The sequence below is a fragment of the Legionella bononiensis genome, from assembly GCF_016786215.1.
Taxonomy (GTDB): Bacteria; Pseudomonadota; Gammaproteobacteria; order Legionellales; family Legionellaceae; genus Legionella; species Legionella bononiensis.
The window spans coordinates 323,529-340,862 of sequence record NZ_JADOBG010000012.1 but is presented as its reverse complement, the minus strand read 5'-3'; the positions used below and the strand labels follow the sequence as shown (position 1 = coordinate 340,862).

Sequence of the window (17,334 nt, the reverse complement as noted above, 5' to 3'; positions counted from 1 at the left end):
TTTATTGATTTAAGATCTCCTCATCCATCCAGGAATTGCCTTCTCCCGAAGGGAGAAGACCAGTTTATTGGGATCTTGTTACATTTTATAATGGAATATTTTGATTGATTTAAGATCTCCTCATCCACCCAGGAATTGCCTTCTCCCGAAGGGAGAAGACCAGTTTATTGGGATCTTGTTACATTTTATAATGGAATATTTTGATTGATTTAAGATCTCCTCATCCATCCTGGAATTGCCTTCTCCCTCAGGGAGAAGGTGCCGACAGGCGGATGAGGGGATCAAATATCTATTATTATTTTTCATTTCAATGCAGACGCTATATTGACGCAGGCTTTTTTTCTTTATCAAAAAACTTCATGCACTTAATCCATTGTCTGTTGGGTTCAGTAATTGAATGGAACATCTTAATCGTTTTAAGATCCCCTCATTCGCCCTGGAATGTCCTTCTCCCTGAGGGAGAAGGACATTTTAGCGAGATATCGATAACATTTGAAATGAACCGATGAGCATCTTGTCAACGAATTACCTAGCTCACGCGGGTATGACATTGTTCCGGATTATTGAGTGTTACTATTTCCGGTAGACTCAAGACTAAATGAGTGTGCACCAATCTAGATTTGTTTTTGGGGGAATATCATCATCCAGACTGATTTCTTCGAAGTGCAAATCCTTATCGATGAAGTGCAAATCCTCATCGATATGTAATGATAGTTGGAGCAAACCATTTCCCATATCCCACTGTGGATTTGAGCTATTGTTCAATGCAGCAAGATTATTGAGCATATGAAGACAACATTCGTGATCAATACTGCGTTTTGGAATTGCTGCAAATTCACCTTTTCTTGGATTGGTCGGATAAGGTGTTTCATCTAAATGAGCCAGGAAAGTCACTATCGTGGGAAAATCAGGATTATTAATTTTTTGTAATAAGCTAAGTATTCGAATATTTAACAACGCATGAGGTGCATTGATTAGATCCAAAAGAAACCTAATTAATGAAATGCTTTTTTGTATACTGGCACTGGATTTTGTTTTATCTAAATCCTTTGCTTCATTCATACTGTTGAAATCATCTATTTCGGTACTGTTTTCAATTTCATTTTTCTTGCTAGCAAGCACTTCAAGACTGGTTAACATTTTTTCCAATAGAGCTTTTGAGGCTGGGAACGCTAATTTAATGGATTCAAGGTGTATTTTCCAGCCTGTTATTTGTTCATAGAAATTTACAGGGCCATAGACGTGTCCTGATTCATCGGGGACTGGGATAGGGTAATCAGAAAATAATGAGATTAATTGCTCCAGTGTCTCTGCATGTTCTATATCGGAAATTAAGTCTGATATTAATTGAGCTTTGGGATTCTTCGCGTGAGTTTTATTGTATTTACTGAGCCATATGATGTAATTTTCAGTGATTAGATTCTTCATATACAACACCTCTGAATCATGTTCCAATTGATCGAGTCGATCAATTATTCTTCCTTAGCTGGACGGCTCATTAAATTAACTACAGCTTGTTTTGCATTTATTTTATTTTGTAACAGGGCATTTATTTGTTCACAAATAGGCATTTCTATTTGAAGATTTTTGGCTATTGCGCACACTTGCGCCGCATTATTTTTGCCTTCAACGACCTGTCCTATTTGTTTTTCAGCGTCTTCTATGGAGACATTTTTTCCCAACAATAATCCAAAGCGTCTATTTCTGGATTGATCGTCAGTACAGGTTAACACCAGATCCCCTACACCGGCCAAACCGATAAATGTATCCTGTTTTGCTCCCAGACTAAGACCTAAACGACTCATTTCAGCTAAACCCCGGGTAATTAACGCGGCTTTAGCATTGGAGCCATAACCTAAGCCATCACTGATTCCACATGCAATAGCTAAAATATTTTTAACGGCGCCGCATAATTGCACACCGATCAGATCTTCACTTAAATATACACGAATATTATCATGATGGAATAATTTATGAATATTTTTTTGATAGTCTGGATTGTTACATGCCAATGTGAGTACGGTCGGTAAGAATTTCGCTACTTCTTTGGCAAAAGAGGGTCCAGAAACTACGGCTACAGGAAAATCAGGACCAAAACGGTTAGAGACTAATTCGCTTAATAAATGATGACTTAAGGGATCAACACCTTTAGTCAGCCAGGTTAGTCCTTTCGGCGCGTGATCTATTTTAGTTAAAAGTTCTGCAAAAGCATGCGACGGCACGGCGATAATGACATAGTCCGCCTCATTAAGGCATTGATGTAAATCGACCGATGGAATAAGCTGATTAGGAAATTTGATGCCTGGAAGATACTCAGGATTGGCGCGTTGTGATTCCATAAGGGCAACATGCTGTGGGTTATGACCCCACAGCAGAACGCGATGCCCGGTTTTGGCTAAATGAATTGCTACCGCGGTGCCCCATGATCCGGCACCCAGCATGGCAATGGTTTTTTTATTCATTGATTAGTGCGACACTTCTTCTTTAACACCGGCTGCTTTTTGTTTTTCTGCAAGTTGTTGCATGTATAACGCGTCGAAGTTAATAGGTGCTAAAACGAGTTGAGGGAAACTACCGCGAATAACCTGAGAAGTAATGGCCTCTCTGGCATAAGGGAACAAAATGCTTGGGCAGAAGCTGTTTAACAAATGATCGAGCTGGTTATCAACCGCGCCTTGAATGGTGAAGATACCTGCTTGTTTCACTTCAACAAGAAATGCAGTGGCTTTTTGGTTGACGACAGTTGCTGTAACGGTTAAAACCACTTCATAAACACCATTTTCCAGTTGGGTGTTGGAAGTATTGAGATCTAAAGTAAGTTCGGGTTCCCATTGTTGTTGAAATACTGCAGGTGTATTGGGTGTTTCATAGGATAAATCTTTAACATAGATTCTTTGAATCATGAATTGAGCTTCATCATTTTGTTGTGGATTTGTGGGTTGTTCAGACATGATATTCCTATCCTTTTAAAAGTTGATTCAAGGTTCCCTGGGCTTCCAGGGCATATAAATCATCGCAGCCACCAATAGATTGGCCATTAATGAAAATTTGCGGCACCGTTCGTCTGCCGCTTTTTGTTACCATTTCTTCACGTAATTCCGGATGTGTATCTACTCGAATCTCCGTAAAGCTAACATTTTTTTGATTTAATAATGCTTTGGCTTTAGTACAATAGGGACAATAACCAGTACTGTACATGATCACTTCGGTCATGGAACTAGCCCTTGCCTTTAATTAAAGGAAGATCAGCGTTTTGCCATGAAAGAATACCGCCGCCGAGTACCATTGGTTGGTACCCTTGGGCACTGATTTTGGCAGCCACAGTAGGAGATTGCAAGCCACGGGCGCAAACCAGAATAATTTTTTTATTTTTATATTTATTCATTTTTTGTTGTTCAAAATCTTCAGCAGTACAATTTATTGAATCGATGATATGGCCGTTTTTAAACGATTCTTTGTCGCGCAGATCAAATACTACGGCATTTTCATTGTTGATCAGATCCACAGCAGATTGCGGGGTGAGTTCTTTTGCTTTCTTTTTTTGAGATATAAATTCATTGATAAATATTAACAACAATACAGCGATAAGGGCTAACCAAAGCTGCCAGTGATTTGCAATAAATTGTCCTAAATGTTCCATAGAGTACCCGAGATATTTTTATAATTGACGAATTATCCTCAGATTAGTTGCTTAACGCAAGTCATGTAGTCTTTTCTGTCACTATTCTTCATGTTTATTTTTTTTCAATAAAACGTAAACGGCTCCATGACCACCATCTTTAGCTAATGCACTGTGAAATGCTAATACTTCTTTAAATTGTGGTAACCATCGGTTGATTAAATTTTTAATCACCGGGGGAGCTCCAAGGTGACCTCCTTTGCCGTGGATAATCAATAGACACCGTTTGTTTTGCTGTGTTTGTGCATGAATGAATTGACAGAGTGCTTCGCGGGCTGCTTCAGTTTTCAAGCCATGTAAATCCAATCGGGCTTCCCAGGGAATTAATCCATTTCTTAATTCGCGTACACGTGATCCCGTGACGCTGGGATGGGCATAGGATAAAACTGAATGAGAATGAACGGTCTCACTGATGAAGTCAGATAAAAAATATTCTGAATTCTGGGGTGTCGAAGTGGTCTGTTTTTTATTCAGACGAGCTGGAGGGGGAGCAGCAGGATGGTTCACCCTTTTTGTTTTTTCATTTAATGGCTTAACGGATCGCATGTGTTCACGAAACAGGGCCTTGTCCTCATCGGACATGAAATCATCTGCCATTTTTTTGCAGTAAATTATTAATTATAATCAAAGTATAACTTAGGTTATGACATATATTCTAACATAGAGTACAATTTGTTCTTTTTCTATCGCAATAGAATGTTAAGGGCTGAAGTACTTATGAGCAGTTACATTATAAAAGAAACACAAGAATTGGTCAGTATTCTTGATTTTTTACGTTTTAGTTTGTCATGCGCCATTGACGCGCATTTGTATTACGGCCATGGTACTGACAATGCCTGGGATGATATGCGATCTTTAATTTTAAGAAGTCTGTCCTTACCTTATGATATTGATCCCGTTTTGCTGAACGCACGATTAACGACCACTGAAAAAAAACAGTTGTGTCAGCAGCTGGATAAGCGTATTAATCAACGAGTTCCAGTACCGTACCTGATTAAGGAAGCCTATTTTTGCGATATGCCCTTTTATGTTGATGAGCGAGTACTTATACCTCGTTCACCTATAGCGGAGTTAATCAATAATCAATTTTCCCCATGGATAGAGGCAGATCAGGTTCATCACATACTGGATTTATGTACGGGCAGTGGTTGTATTGCAATCGCCTGCTGTTATGCCTTTCCTGACGCGCAAGTCGATGCGGTTGATATATCCTGTGAGGCGCTTGCTGTAGCCACTATAAATTGCGAACGCTTTGAGGTGGAAGATCAATTGACTTTGATAGAGTCAGATTGTTTTTCCAGGGTTCCTGAAATTAAATACGATTTAATAGTAAGTAATCCGCCTTATGTCGGTAAGGAAGAAATGCAGACCTTACCTGATGAATACCGACATGAGCCAGTATTAGCTTTGGAAACAAGCAATAATGGATTGGCTATTGTTGAAAAAATTCTCAAAAACGCCCATGCTTATTTAAGTGATCATGGAATATTAGTCGTAGAAGTAGGGAATAGTGAAGAGTTATTATGTGAAGCCTATCCTTCTGTTCCCTTTACCTGGCTTGAAATGAGCAATGGTGGCCAGGGCATATTTCTACTAACAAAACAACAGTTGGATGAGTTTTTTAACTAAGCGAGTACCGCATGTCAGGTAATACTTTTGGAACATTATTTTCAGTGACAACTTTTGGTGAGAGTCATGGACCTGCTATTGGTTGTGTTGTTGATGGTTGTCCTCCTGGCATGCCGCTAAATGAGGATGACATCCAACCCTTTTTGGACAAACGCAAACCGGGTCAATCCAAATACACTACTCAACGAAGGGAAGACGATAAGGTACAAATTCTCTCAGGTGTGTTTGAGGGAATAACGACAGGTGTTCCAATTGCTCTGTTAATTCAAAATACGGATCAACGTTCCAGTGATTACGATGAAATAAAAAACTTATTTCGTCCGGGGCATGCAGATTATACCTATCAACATAAGTACGGTCATCGTGATTATCGTGGGGGAGGGCGTTCTTCTGCCCGTGAAACTGCCGCTCGGGTAGCCGCTGGCGCTATTGCCCGGTTGTATTTGCGCCGGACTTTAAATTTGGAAATCGTCGGCTATCTGCGACAAATGGGGGATCTGGTTTTAACTTTTGAAAATGAAGCAGAAATCAATAATAATCCCTTTTTCTGTCCTAATAATACGCAGATTCAACAATTGTCGGATTATATTACGCGGTTGAGACGTCAGGGAGATTCTGTTGGGGCGCGAGTCAATGTGATAGCCAGAGGCGTTCCAGTTGGCTTGGGCGATCCTGTTTTTGATAAGCTGGATGCAACTTTGGCTTATGCCATGATGTCGATAAATGCCGTGAAAGGCGTGGAAATAGGAGCCGGTTTTGCTGCTGTAGAACAGCTGGGCAGTACTCATCGAGATGAAATGTCTCAGCAAGGTTTTTTGAGTAACAATTCCGGGGGCGTTCTAGGTGGCATTTCTACTGGCCAGCTTTTGGAAGTCAGTATGGCTTTAAAACCAACATCCAGTATTACTATTCCGGGCAAAACGGTTAATTTATTGGGAGAGGAAGTCAGCGTTGTAACAAAAGGCAGGCATGATCCTTGTGTGGGTATTCGTGCGGTGCCTATAGCTGAAGCGATGATGGCTTTAGTATTGATGGATCATTTTTTACGATATAAGGCTCAGTGTACTTAATAATTCGTCGCCCAGGTTGAGTGTCGTTGCGACAGGATATTCATTTGAAACAATTCCATGAAATAAAGAGGCTAAAATAATGAGCAGACAATTAAATATTGCCATAGTAGGTGCCACAGGTGCAGTAGGAGAAACTTTTTTAACCGTATTGGAAGAGAGAAAATTTCCAATAAAGACACTTTATCCTTTGGCCAGTTCTCGCTCAGTAGGTAAAACGGTAACATTTAAAAATCAACAATTGGATGTGCTCGATTTAGCTGAGTTTGATTTTAGTAAAGCAGATATTGCTCTTTTTTCTGCTGGAGGTTCCGTTTCTAAAGAATATGCTCCCAAGGCAGTGGCAGCAGGTTGTGTCGTCGTTGATAATACTTCCTGTTTTCGTTATGAAGAGGATGTTCCGCTGGTAGTTCCAGAAGTGAATGCACATCGTATCGCTGAATACACTAAAAGAGGCATTATTGCTAACCCTAATTGTTCTACTATTCAGATGGTTGTTGCCCTGAAGCCCTTATATGATGCAGCAGGGATTGCAAGAATTAATGTAGCAACCTACCAATCCGTATCGGGAACTGGAAAGAAAGCCATTTCAGAACTGGTTGCCCAGGTAAGCGATCTTTTAAATGGCCGACCAGCAAAAAGTACTGTTTATCCTGAGCAGATTGCCTTTAATGCCCTTCCTCATATCGATCAGTTTGAAGAGAATGGGTATACCCGTGAAGAAATGAAAATGGTTTGGGAAACACGCAAGATATTGGAAGATGAAAGTATTATGGTCAATCCTACTGCAGTCAGGGTTCCAGTGCTGTACGGACATTCTGAAGCAATTCATGTGGAATTAAAAAAGCCAATGACTGCTGCTCAGGCACGTACTCTTCTGTCCAAAGCGCCAGGGGTTAAAGTGGTCGATAATATGGCTAAAGCCAGTTATCCAACAGTGATAAAAAATGCTGTAGGGCATGACGAAGTATTTGTTGGCCGGATTCGAGAAGACATATCACATCCTTGTGGATTAAATTTATGGGTAGTCGCTGATAATATTCGGAAAGGCGCTGCAACCAATGCGGTGCAAATTGCAGAAATTCTTCAAAGAGAATATTTGTAGATATAAAGTACCGTTGATGTAACTTCTCAATAACCATGGGAAACGTCATCCCTAATGCAATGGGGATTTACTGAACGTAGTACTGTGTCTGCATTTGGAGATCCTTCACTGCGTTCAGGATGACGTGATAATCTCCGGGCACGTCATCCCTAATGCAATGGGGATTTACTGAACGTAGTACTGTGCCTGCATTTGGAGATCCTTCACTGCGTTTAGGATGACGAAATTGAGAAATTACGAAATAATCTGATAATTTATGAGAGCGTGTTGATATTTATAGAATAAATCGCAGCATGCTCAAGTATCTTCAATACAATGATAGAAAAAAAGCACTACTTTTTATAACCTAAGTTATACTTTGATCATAACTATTTAATTTTTGAAAAAAATGGCTGAAGAATATTATTTATCTGATGATATCGAAGACACAGTTTTTTCAGAAACGACTTTGTCTTATGTCAAACCCGGTGTTCCTCACAATCGATTCCAGGATTTAAAAAATGGAGCGATAAATTGGGATGCAAAACTTGATGTGCACGGTTTAAAAACTGAAGCCGCACGTGAGGCACTTATACAATTTATACAGACGCAGGTACGAAATAATAAACAATGCGTGCTTGTAATCCATGGCAAAGACAGCCCCAAAAATGTCCCTCCTTTATTAAAAAATCTGATTAATCGCTGGTTACCCCAGATTAAAGAAGTTGTAGCGTTTCACAGCGCCAAAGTCAAAGACGGTGGTTCTGGAGCAGTTTATGTTTTATTGAATAAAGGAACTGAGCTTCCTAAACGTTTACCAAAAGCGGGCGGAGATGGCTCTTTTTTGGTGGCTGAGACCAAGGCTATGGAACGAAAAAGACGACTTGCAGAACAGCAGGGAGAACGGCAAATTGCGCCTGTTAAAGCTCGCGAACATTCTGATGTTGAACATCAAGCGAGTCCTGAGGGAGAGTTACAGAACAGTATTTTACAACATCCGGTACTGGATAGTCAGCGATTCGACGGTATTGATCCTAATTTGAATCCTGAACCACCTTTAAATACAGAAGCTCGTCGTGAATTTGATAATGAAAAACGAGAACAGGATCAAGAAAAACAATTGCGTTTAGGTAATATGCCTAAATTCACAACGGCACCTACCCCAAGGGGGCCCTAAATGACTATTGCGAACGATATAATCAGTCATAGAATGCCTGAGTTTGAAGCCTATCTTCGAGAAGGTGAGTCTTTGGATGATATTGATGAATATGGATTTACTCCCTTAATTGAGTGCGCAATAACCCGTCAACCCAAAATTGCAGAACAGTTGATTGCTCGAAAGGTGGATATCAATAAACCGGATGTCACCGGGCGTACTCCTTTGCATTGGGCCATAGATAATAACGATTTGGAAATGGCTCGATTATTATTACATCATGGCGCAGATCCTAATGCCTATACTCGTAACGGACTTTCAGTTCTGGTTTATCCCGTGTTACGGGGACAGGATCCTTTAAAACATTTATTGTATCATCATGGTGCCAAACTTGATTTTGCCCTTGATTTTATTAATGCCAAACTGTTGGGGCATCGATTCGAATTGCAGGGTGATGTCGATATTGTCAATGCTAAAGGTGAATTTATTGAACTGGATTATGAAGGCTTCATTCTTGAATTTACTGTGGCGGTTGTGAAGGATTCTTTACGTCGATTTATTAGCAGTTATTCTACTCGGCACTTACGTGATTATTTTCCCTTGATCCATACGATTATGGATGCTTTTAGTGATGCAGGAGAACTTTTGCAATTTCAGCATCAACCAAGACTGACTGATGCTCATCTGAAACGCATCAATGAATTATTAAAGTCTCCCATGTTAATTCTTCCTGCCGCAAGCCGGGGTCATGCTCTTTGTTTTGTTCGCTTTCATCAATGGTGGGCAAAGATAGACCGTGGAGAAAACAGTCTGAAGGAAGGAAGTGTTAATATATATAGACTAACCAGGCCAGAAGCATTGACCGTTAATTTTATTCAGGATTTTTTATACAAAAAACAAAATAGACGCTATTTTCATCATGTGATTAATCAACAACTGGGCTTATTGCCCATAGCTCAAATGCCAATAAGTTCTCAAATTAGCGGTAATTGTTCCTGGGCAAATGTCCAGGCAGTAGTGCCAGTGGCTTATGCAATGCAGGAATTGACGACTGCTGAAGGATTTAACCCTGAAATACCGCTGTTTTTATATAATGAATGGGTCGAGTGGGATAAAGATAGGGCGTTGGATGAGTGCATACAACGCTTTTATATCGCCAGTCCAGAACGCAAAGCGAGTATTGCCGCTATGTTAGGCGGTGTTCTTTTTCAAGCCTGCGATCATAAAAACAAGCAGCATTTGGACAGGGCTGAGAAAATACTTAATATATTGACCTTGTCTGAGTACTACTATGTTCTAAAGAGTTATCTGGATGAATATTGCATCAAACGATTAACCCGTAAAGGGAATAATTTATTAAAACTTCTTGATGACTGTGGGGTCAATCCTAATATCGGGGTCAATCCTGTAGCTACAGATTTATAAGCAGTATGAAGTTCTGGTTTGATACACCAGAAATCACAATACGGTTATTTAAAAGCAATCCCATTGTCAGTCATATAATCTATTTCTTCAGCCATTTGCTCAAGACGTGGAACTAAATTGGGATCTGTTTCTATTAAGTGTTTTGCCTGTTTAGAATGGCTGTAATGGTTTAAATTATGTTTGAATAACGCATTATTTTGCTCTGGAGTTGTAGGTTTGAACAAGCCCAGCTTAAGTAAGCTATCTATCCGGTCGTAATCAGTTACAGCAGGATAAAGGTGGTAGCTTATCTGATCTGTTGCAATACACACTGCGGGGTAATAAATGGTAGATTGGTTCCACATTCTCTGGATACCAATGTGGTATGAATTGTAGTCTGTAGAATGGTAAGTTAGGTACATAGGAATACTGTTAATAGTAAATATGATCAGTATTTTATCATATTAGTTGTAAATTGTATCCTTTTTGCGAATTTCACCCTATAATTCGCTTTATTTTTGTTCATTTAGTAGTGGTTGAGTATACTGATTAGGCCATGAGAACATTCTGAAGGAGATGAGGTTGAACGAATATTCCTGGATATTATTTGATGCAGATGAAACCTTGTTTCATTTCGATGCATTTAATGGATTAAGTCTGATGTTTTCAGGTTTTGGCATGTCCTTTACTCAACAGGACTATGAGGAATATGAACGGATTAATAGACCTCTATGGGTAGAATATCAAAATGGTACTATTAATGCGCAACAGCTGCAGCATCGACGTTTTGCACCCTGGACGGATAAATTGCAAGTCAGTGCTCAGCACTTAAACAGTACCTATATGTCGGTAATGGCTGAAATTTGTACTCCAATCGATGGGGCAGTAAGTTTGTTGAATGCGGTGAAAGACCAGTATAAATTAGGCATCATAACCAATGGATTTACAGAATTACAACAGGCGCGTTTAGAACGTACCGGTCTTAAAGACCACTTTGAACTGATTGTCATTTCAGAAGAGGTAGGTCATGCCAAACCTCATCCCAAAATTTTTGAGCATACACTTTACAGGATGGGTAATCCATCTCGAGAACAGGTATTGATGGTGGGCGATAACCCGGATTCAGATATCCTGGGGGGATTAAATGCCGGACTTCATACCTGTTGGCTTAATAGGCAAAACAAGCCAGTTCCAGAGGGAATAACACCTCATTACGAAGTATCCTCATTAGTGGAGTTGGAACGAATGTTAGTGGTTTAAGAGTAAGGTGTGATGACAATTCATTAAATGATGCCCAACGTTCCGCAACAAGTCTTCAGCGTTCCTCACTTTTTATACGTCATCCTCGCGAAGGCGGGGATCCATCCTAAAAATTAGCACAATGCCTCTTTTGGGCATAGATCCCCGCTTTCGCGAGGATGACGTAGACAAAAGTGAGGATCGTTCAGGAACAATTCGCGGGACGTCGAAATCGGAATTTTCAACACACCCTTGTGTTTTTATTTATTAATAACAACCCTTAGTGCCTGGAGTTTTAAAGCGGCTGAATTAATATAGTGCTCGCACTCAACGATTTGTTGCTTAAAGTATTCAATTTCTTCATTTCTGATCGTTGGATTAATTTTTTGTAAGGATTCCAGTCGACTGACCTCATCACCTATAGATTGAATCATCTGGATTTTTGCCTGTTCAATGACTTCCTTCATCTGCTGATCAGCAAGGTGATTACAGTTCTTCAAAATGGATTCAATATCTCCACTGACTTGTTTTATTATGGGGTAACCCAAATGCCGTTTTACTGGCTCACACATCGCATTCAGTTGGTTATAGTCCAGGATTTTGCTCAAGTTTTTTCCTGACAGATCCATTAAAATTCTAATGGGGATAAAAGGTAAGAATCGATCCAGTTGAAGATGTTTGGGCGCAGCACAATTCACCGTGTAGAAGGTTTCCAGAAACAGGGTTCCAGGCGCAATGCTTTTAACCGATATGGTTGTCAGGGTCGCGTTTCCTGTTTCTGAGTTCAGTATCATCTCCATTGAATCATTGACCATGGGATGTTCCCAACTCAAAAATTCCATGTCCTCTCTAATCAGGGCTTTGGTTCGAGAATAGGTGACGGTGATTCCATCTTCTTTTAAACCTGGGAAGTGGGTTGTTTTCATATGATCAGTGGGTCGCAGGATCTCGGCAAGTTCAGAATGATATTCATGATCGATGCCAAATTCATGAAAGACCTTAGCCATATAGTTTTCCAGTTCAATACTGCTTTCTTCAGCCTCTATCTCAGCAATAAGCTCTTGAGCGATAACAGGATTGCAGGAGTTCAATTCCAGCAAACGGTCACGACCTTCATGTAACATCTGATTGATTTGGTCTGTATAGATTTTAGTTTCATCAATAAGGCGGTTCAAAGGCTCTGGATCTGAAGCGATGTTATTGGCTTGAAGAATTGGCAACAGTTGATGTTTAAATTGTTCATATATAGAAAAACCTACAGAGCAACTTTGTTTCAATAAATTGATTCCTTCATGATACCAACGAAACAGTATTTCCTGAGCCGTATTCACCAGGTAGGGAATATGAATTTCAATGGTATTTTTTTGTCCTATTCGATCTAATCGCCCGATTCGTTGCTCCAGTAAATCAGGGTTTAGAGGTAAATCAAAGAGCACAAGATGATGGGCAAATTGAAAGTTTCTGCCTTCGCTGCCAATTTCAGAACAAACCAATGCTTGAGCGCCTTGTTCCTGCTCTGCAAAATAGGCAGCAGCACGATCGCGTTCTATGATTGTTAATCCTTCATGAAACGCTGTACTGCGTATCCCGGCTTTTAATTTTAAAAATTGTTCCAGGGCCAGAGCTGTTTTGGCTTTGGCACAAATAATCAGAACTTTTTGAGGATGAAGTTCATCAATTTTGGAGGCAAGCCACTGAACTCGTGGATCACTGAGGAGCCAGATGTCATTATTCAATTGCGACTCAGGATACAGATTAATTCTATCGTCAATTGCATTTAATGCGGCATAGAGGGCAGGATTAGTTAAAGGATATTGGTGTACATTCCGTTCAGGAAAACCTTTAATCGCAGCGCGAGTATTGCGAAACAGAACTCTACCTGTGCCGTGTCTGTCCAATAAGTTCTTGATTGTAGTGTTGATACTGTTGCTAATATCCTTACCAAGATAATCTACTAATTGTGATTTTAATTCGGTATTAAGTTCATCTGTCTGTTCAGTTTCTTTGTAAGCGATTAATTTCTGAACTAGAGCATTTACTTTCTGGTAGCCCTCTTCCTCCTTTTTAAACAGATTGAGGTCATAAAAACGTGATGGATCCAGAAGACGAAGTCGTGCGAAATGGCTTTGAATTCCAATTTGTTCTGGTGTCGCGGTCAGTAAGAGTAAACCTTTGCTTTGCGCGGATAATTGTTCAACGAATTGGTATTCTGGACTCGGCAATTCTTCCGACCAATGTAAATGATGTGCTTCATCCACTATCAGAAGATCCCATTGTGCTTCTATGGCCTGTTTTCGTGCTTCTTCATTACTCATGAGGAAATCCAGACTGCATAGAACCAGTTGTTCCATTTCAAAAAAATTACTTTCAGATGTTGGTTCACAACGGTCTAAATCTTCATCATCTTCATCGTTGTCATCAACCTCATCATTTTTCATTAACTCAAAACGATTTTTATCAAAGATTGAGAAGTACAGATTAAACCGTCTTATCATCTCGACAAGCCATTGGTGGATAAGGGAATCAGGTACTATGATGAGTACTCGACTGGCACGGCCTGTATGCAGTTGATAATGCAAGATCATGCCTGCTTCAATGGTTTTACCAAGACCCACTTCGTCCGCAAGCAGGACTCGGGGAGCATATCGCTGTGCTATTTCGCTGGCTATGTATACCTGATGTGGCAGATGATTGGTTCGAGAACCCAAGAGTCCTCTTACTTTTGATTGTTGCAGTCGGCTCGTATGATTGAGGGTATCTATTCTCAACTTAAACGCATTCAGTTTATCCAAAAGACCACTAAATAGCCTTTGTTGGGGAGTGCTCAATGTGATAAAGCAATTTAAAGCAAGTTCATTAATCTGATGTTCCTTTCCCTCTGCATCCTGAGCTGTATAAATAATAAGCCCTTTCAGATCATTAATCTCTGTAACGTGTAATTTTTGGTCATCATTTGTGCATATTTCCTCGCCAATTTTATAAATAATGCGACTGAGAGGGGCGTTATCTATAGCATAAATTCTGTCTTCTTCTGCAGCGGGAAAGCTTATGCTTACATGCCTGCCATGTAATTCAGTAATAATTCCCAAGCCGAGTTGTGATTCAGTATTACTTATCCAGCGTTGACCAATGGTAAATGTCATAAAGAGCAACTTCCTATCTTGAAATGGGTTTCAGCAGCACTCCGGTTTTAATCGTGTCTGCCGTTTTATGGGTTTTACAATGTAATTCATCGATTGTATCAATTTTCATAACAATAGACATTATTTTCTCATGTTTATCTTTTTTGTTGCTTAAGAAAGAGAAAAGCTCGGGTGTTGTTGATTGGTATCAATATTCGATACAGACGTAGTGGAATAATATGCCCATCATGATCAATTTGTTGACATGTGTTTCATGAACCTTGTATGATGATTTGTAGTGTTTAAATAAATAAAGATAAGGAGTATACACATGTTGACACGAGCCGCAGTAAGACAACTTATTAAGAATAGCACCAGATCCACTCAGGAACGGGGGTATCTTTTTAGGGGCTAGACGCACCAGTTATAATCCAGGTCCAAGATTTTTCCATTCCACATCATCTGAACAATCCATCACCACTGTTTCTGAACAAATTAAACATCAATTCCTTGAAAGTCATAGTCGTTATGCCAGGCTTCAGCCATTAACCGGTATTGATCATATTATCATTTATCTGAATGGGCGTTTATCTCTTTGGGGTAAACATGTAACTAATGGACTGTATGAAATCGAATCTCAGGGAACTCCTGCTCTTGAATTACAGTATAATTTGATTAAATCCATATCTCATTGCAGTGTCTGGCTCAATTTGATCGTTCAATCCATTATTACTGATAAGACGTTTGAGATACATCACGAAGAGGATTTACAGAATATCAAGAACCAATTAAAAGCATTGAAGCAATTGAATCATAATAGCATAGATCATGAATGTGCAGTAATTGACAGAATATTGATGTACATTTCTAAAGTGATCCATGCTAAAAGTTTAGCCCAGATTAAACTGATACAGGTTCAGTATCTGCAGGAGATGAAATCAATTAATGAAACTTATGCTGCTACAGCAACACGGTTACAATTAAATGGTTTACATCAAACTATTGTTCAATGGATGTCTCAATTAAACATACATCTTGATTCGAGTCGTGTGCTCATCGTGAGTTCTCATGGACCAAGAGAGGATTTGATAGAGAAGCAATATTTCCTTGATTTGTATGCCCAACATGGGATTCAGAACGCAGAAAAAGGAAGTTCTCATATCATCTGTGTTGAAATGTTGCCAGAACAAATTGCGACAGTAAGTAAAGAATCTCTGATTGATTTTTTAAGAAAACATCAAATCAATATGATGATAGGGCAAAATATGTTAGGTGACCCTCAGGCAATGAATAAAGATGTATTGGGTCGGTACGCGCCTGAAGTAATAAAAAAATTATGCCCATATCATGCGCTAACTTCAAATGCTACTGGAATGAGATCGTTATTGTTTTCTCAACCAACTGCTTCAAATCAGGAAGAAGTGGCTGCGCCTCAGTCAAGTCAATTAAGAAATTAACGCTCATTAGAAGTACCTTCTCTATAAGGTACTTCATTGAATTTAATCAAATTTATCCAATTTATTCATTTTAAATCTAAAAATTTATTCGATAACACTTGTCTTATTAGCTAATTTTGATTAAAAATGGACTTCTAAGGATGGTTTTTAATCGTAAGGAGCGCAATCATGGGTGTTCAAGAAACAGAGCTTCAGGATCAACAGAATAAATTAGTCACTAAACCCCAAAATTCTGAACTGAAACCAACTGAGTCACATCCTTTGCAAACTACAGAACTTCCTGAAACACTTGAAGATCTGACCAGTCTTGAAATACCTAAAATTGAACTTGAGAGTTTAAACAAAATAAACTCTGCTAAAAATGACCTTATAAAGGTAAAAGAAACCCTGGGTTCAATTATTGATACCATGGCTAATAATCCAAGCCTAATCAGCCGCGCGGCCAAATCCTGGGGCGAATTACCTCTTTGGCAAAAAATTCTTGGTGGAGTTATCGTATCAGGGCCTGTTTTAGCAGCTGGTTTATTTGCTCATATTGGTGTTCTTATGGTTATTGGTGGAGTAAACGGCTTAGCTTATACTGCAAGCGGCATTATTCTAGATGATCATCATGTTCACACGATGGATATTGCCAATAAATTAAAAGAAGGAATATTTAGTCTTGCTGATTTATTGCAGATAACCATCAACGCCTTAGAAAAAATTGTTGAGTCTTTACAAGTAGAAGTTGAAAAATTCATTGTTGAGAATGCAAAACTTGCCAACAATGTGACTGATTTAAAATCTGAAGTAACCTCCTTAACCGCCCAGGTGGAACTATTTGTAGCGACACAGAGCTTATTACGCGAAACTCGAGATGACCTTGATAACGCAGCTAAAAAGCTGGAAGAATCTGTTGAAGCTCAAACGGAATTATTAGTCCAAAATCAGTCATTATTAGATACAGTAAGGAAGGAATACCAAAAAAATGAGGAGCAATTGAGCGCAAAAATTGCTGAGTTGCAGGCTGTCACAGATGAAATGGATAAAAAAATTAAACAAGCTAATATAGTGTCTACTACTTTAGGGGGGGCAGTAGAAACCATGGCACAAACTCTGTTGCAAGATGAGGAAAAGCAAGCTCAATTTAAGAAACAATTGGAAGGAATCATTGTTCACGGAGAAGGTTTTCATAACATAGCAGAACGTGTTTGTGATGCAGAAAGAAAACTTGCTGAAATTACCGAAAGACTAGCTGTAACGCAAGAAAATATGGATCAATTACTCGTTGTGCAAGAAGGTCATGTGAAACGCATGGAGCAGATTGTCGTTAAACCAGATACCGAAAACGTTGATCCCAATATTAAAACAGTTAAGGGGCTTCATAAACACAGTATTTATAAGCACCAAAAACAAGCCTCAGCTGTTGAGACGGTTGATCGCCCATCACTGCCCGCGAGAATGAATTAGATTTTTGGTCAGAATTCATCTGATGATGTCAAATTATTACGCTCTTCT

General features: G+C 39.4%; 16 protein-coding genes. 8 read left to right on the top strand and 8 right to left on the bottom strand.

Annotation, left to right across the window (positions count from 1 at the left end):
- Positions 1-594: 594 nt before the first annotated feature.
- The 6 genes from IZU94_RS09730 to IZU94_RS09705 form a co-directional block, all read right to left on the bottom strand.
- Positions 595-1,428, bottom strand: coding sequence for a hypothetical protein (locus IZU94_RS09730; protein WP_203110186.1), 834 nt, complete (start codon positions 1,426-1,428; stop codon positions 595-597).
- A gap of 44 nt (positions 1,429-1,472) precedes the next feature.
- A complete protein-coding gene (locus tag IZU94_RS09725) occupies positions 1,473-2,462 on the bottom strand; it encodes an NAD(P)H-dependent glycerol-3-phosphate dehydrogenase (RefSeq protein WP_203110185.1) in 990 nt (329 codons plus the stop codon).
- A gap of 3 nt (positions 2,463-2,465) precedes the next feature.
- Positions 2,466-2,951 (bottom strand): protein-export chaperone SecB, encoded by a 486-nt coding sequence (gene secB, locus IZU94_RS09720; RefSeq protein ID WP_203110184.1) that lies wholly within the window; start codon positions 2,949-2,951, stop codon positions 2,466-2,468.
- Between the two features lie 7 nt (positions 2,952-2,958).
- The gene (grxC, locus tag IZU94_RS09715) at positions 2,959-3,213 is read right to left on the bottom strand and encodes a glutaredoxin 3 (protein ID WP_203110183.1); all 255 of its coding nucleotides are present in this window, start codon (positions 3,211-3,213) and stop codon (positions 2,959-2,961) included.
- Between the two features lie 4 nt (positions 3,214-3,217).
- Positions 3,218-3,640, bottom strand: a complete 423-nt coding sequence (locus IZU94_RS09710) for a rhodanese-like domain-containing protein (protein WP_203110182.1) — start codon at positions 3,638-3,640, stop codon at positions 3,218-3,220.
- An 81-nt stretch (positions 3,641-3,721) separates the two neighbouring features.
- A complete protein-coding gene (locus tag IZU94_RS09705; RefSeq protein ID WP_203110180.1) occupies positions 3,722-4,276 on the bottom strand; it encodes a Smr/MutS family protein in 555 nt (184 codons plus the stop codon).
- 120 nt (positions 4,277-4,396) lie between these two features.
- Between IZU94_RS09705 and prmB the strand changes: the two genes are divergently transcribed.
- The 5 genes from prmB to ankH all read left to right on the top strand — a co-directional run bounded on the left by prmB (position 4,397) and on the right by ankH (position 10,040).
- On the top strand, positions 4,397-5,308 hold the full coding sequence (gene prmB / locus IZU94_RS09700) for a 50S ribosomal protein L3 N(5)-glutamine methyltransferase (protein WP_439649227.1): 912 nt from the start codon (positions 4,397-4,399) through the stop codon (positions 5,306-5,308).
- Between the two features lie 11 nt (positions 5,309-5,319).
- Positions 5,320-6,378: a chorismate synthase gene (gene aroC / locus IZU94_RS09695; protein WP_203110176.1), complete on the top strand. Its 1,059-nt coding sequence runs from the start codon at positions 5,320-5,322 to the stop codon at positions 6,376-6,378.
- A gap of 79 nt (positions 6,379-6,457) precedes the next feature.
- On the top strand, positions 6,458-7,480 hold the full coding sequence (locus tag IZU94_RS09690; protein ID WP_203110174.1) for an aspartate-semialdehyde dehydrogenase: 1,023 nt from the start codon (positions 6,458-6,460) through the stop codon (positions 7,478-7,480).
- 388 nt (positions 7,481-7,868) lie between these two features.
- Complete coding sequence (locus tag IZU94_RS09685) at positions 7,869-8,636, top strand: Smr/MutS family protein (protein WP_203110172.1); 768 nt, start codon at positions 7,869-7,871, stop codon at positions 8,634-8,636.
- On the top strand, positions 8,637-10,040 hold the full coding sequence (ankH, locus tag IZU94_RS09680) for a Dot/Icm T4SS effector AnkH/LegA3 (protein ID WP_203110170.1): 1,404 nt from the start codon (positions 8,637-8,639) through the stop codon (positions 10,038-10,040).
- A 44-nt stretch (positions 10,041-10,084) separates the two neighbouring features.
- On the opposite strand, the gene IZU94_RS09675 is transcribed toward ankH, so the two are convergent.
- Positions 10,085-10,384 carry a hypothetical protein gene (locus IZU94_RS09675; RefSeq protein WP_203113964.1) on the bottom strand — a complete coding sequence of 100 codons (300 nt, stop codon included), beginning with the start codon at positions 10,382-10,384 and terminating at the stop codon, positions 10,085-10,087.
- Between the two features lie 217 nt (positions 10,385-10,601).
- Here IZU94_RS09675 and yjjG point away from each other — a divergent pair, with 217 nt between their 5' ends.
- A complete protein-coding gene (gene yjjG, locus IZU94_RS09670; protein ID WP_203110168.1) occupies positions 10,602-11,279 on the top strand; it encodes a pyrimidine 5'-nucleotidase in 678 nt (225 codons plus the stop codon).
- Positions 11,280-11,518: 239 nt separating this feature from the next.
- Here the strand turns inward: yjjG and rapA are convergent, their stop codons facing one another.
- Entirely contained in the window at positions 11,519-14,401 is a 2,883-nt protein-coding gene (gene rapA / locus IZU94_RS09665; RefSeq protein ID WP_203110167.1) for an RNA polymerase-associated protein RapA, read from the bottom strand.
- A 650-nt stretch (positions 14,402-15,051) separates the two neighbouring features.
- On the opposite strand from rapA, the gene IZU94_RS09660 reads away from it, so the two are divergent.
- Both IZU94_RS09660 and IZU94_RS09655 read left to right on the top strand, forming a co-directional pair.
- Complete coding sequence (locus IZU94_RS09660) at positions 15,052-15,837, top strand: hypothetical protein (RefSeq protein WP_203110166.1); 786 nt, start codon at positions 15,052-15,054, stop codon at positions 15,835-15,837.
- A gap of 168 nt (positions 15,838-16,005) precedes the next feature.
- On the top strand, positions 16,006-17,286 hold the full coding sequence (locus IZU94_RS09655) for a LegC2/C7 family Dot/Icm T4SS effector (protein ID WP_203110165.1): 1,281 nt from the start codon (positions 16,006-16,008) through the stop codon (positions 17,284-17,286).
- The last annotated feature ends 48 nt before the right edge of the window (positions 17,287-17,334 follow it).

Excerpts from the sequence above, each read along its gene's own strand:
- IZU94_RS09730 (WP_203110186.1), bottom strand. The coding sequence starts at position 1,428 with ATGAAGAATCTAATCACTGAAAATTACATCATATGGCTCAGTAAATAC.
- IZU94_RS09725 (WP_203110185.1), bottom strand. The coding sequence starts at position 2,462 with ATGAATAAAAAAACCATTGCCATGCTGGGTGCCGGATCATGGGGCACC.
- secB (WP_203110184.1), bottom strand. The coding sequence starts at position 2,951 with ATGTCTGAACAACCCACAAATCCACAACAAAATGATGAAGCTCAATTC.
- grxC (WP_203110183.1), bottom strand. The coding sequence starts at position 3,213 with ATGACCGAAGTGATCATGTACAGTACTGGTTATTGTCCCTATTGTACT.
- IZU94_RS09710 (WP_203110182.1), bottom strand. The coding sequence starts at position 3,640 with ATGGAACATTTAGGACAATTTATTGCAAATCACTGGCAGCTTTGGTTA.
- IZU94_RS09705 (WP_203110180.1), bottom strand. The coding sequence starts at position 4,276 with ATGGCAGATGATTTCATGTCCGATGAGGACAAGGCCCTGTTTCGTGAA.
- prmB (WP_439649227.1), top strand. The coding sequence starts at position 4,397 with ATGAGCAGTTACATTATAAAAGAAACACAAGAATTGGTCAGTATTCTT.
- aroC (WP_203110176.1), top strand. The coding sequence starts at position 5,320 with ATGTCAGGTAATACTTTTGGAACATTATTTTCAGTGACAACTTTTGGT.
- IZU94_RS09690 (WP_203110174.1), top strand. The coding sequence starts at position 6,458 with ATGAGCAGACAATTAAATATTGCCATAGTAGGTGCCACAGGTGCAGTA.
- IZU94_RS09685 (WP_203110172.1), top strand. The coding sequence starts at position 7,869 with ATGGCTGAAGAATATTATTTATCTGATGATATCGAAGACACAGTTTTT.
- ankH (WP_203110170.1), top strand. The coding sequence starts at position 8,637 with ATGACTATTGCGAACGATATAATCAGTCATAGAATGCCTGAGTTTGAA.
- IZU94_RS09675 (WP_203113964.1), bottom strand. The coding sequence starts at position 10,384 with ATGTGGAACCAATCTACCATTTATTACCCCGCAGTGTGTATTGCAACA.
- rapA (WP_203110167.1), bottom strand. The coding sequence starts at position 14,401 with ATGACATTTACCATTGGTCAACGCTGGATAAGTAATACTGAATCACAA.
- IZU94_RS09655 (WP_203110165.1), top strand. The coding sequence starts at position 16,006 with ATGGGTGTTCAAGAAACAGAGCTTCAGGATCAACAGAATAAATTAGTC.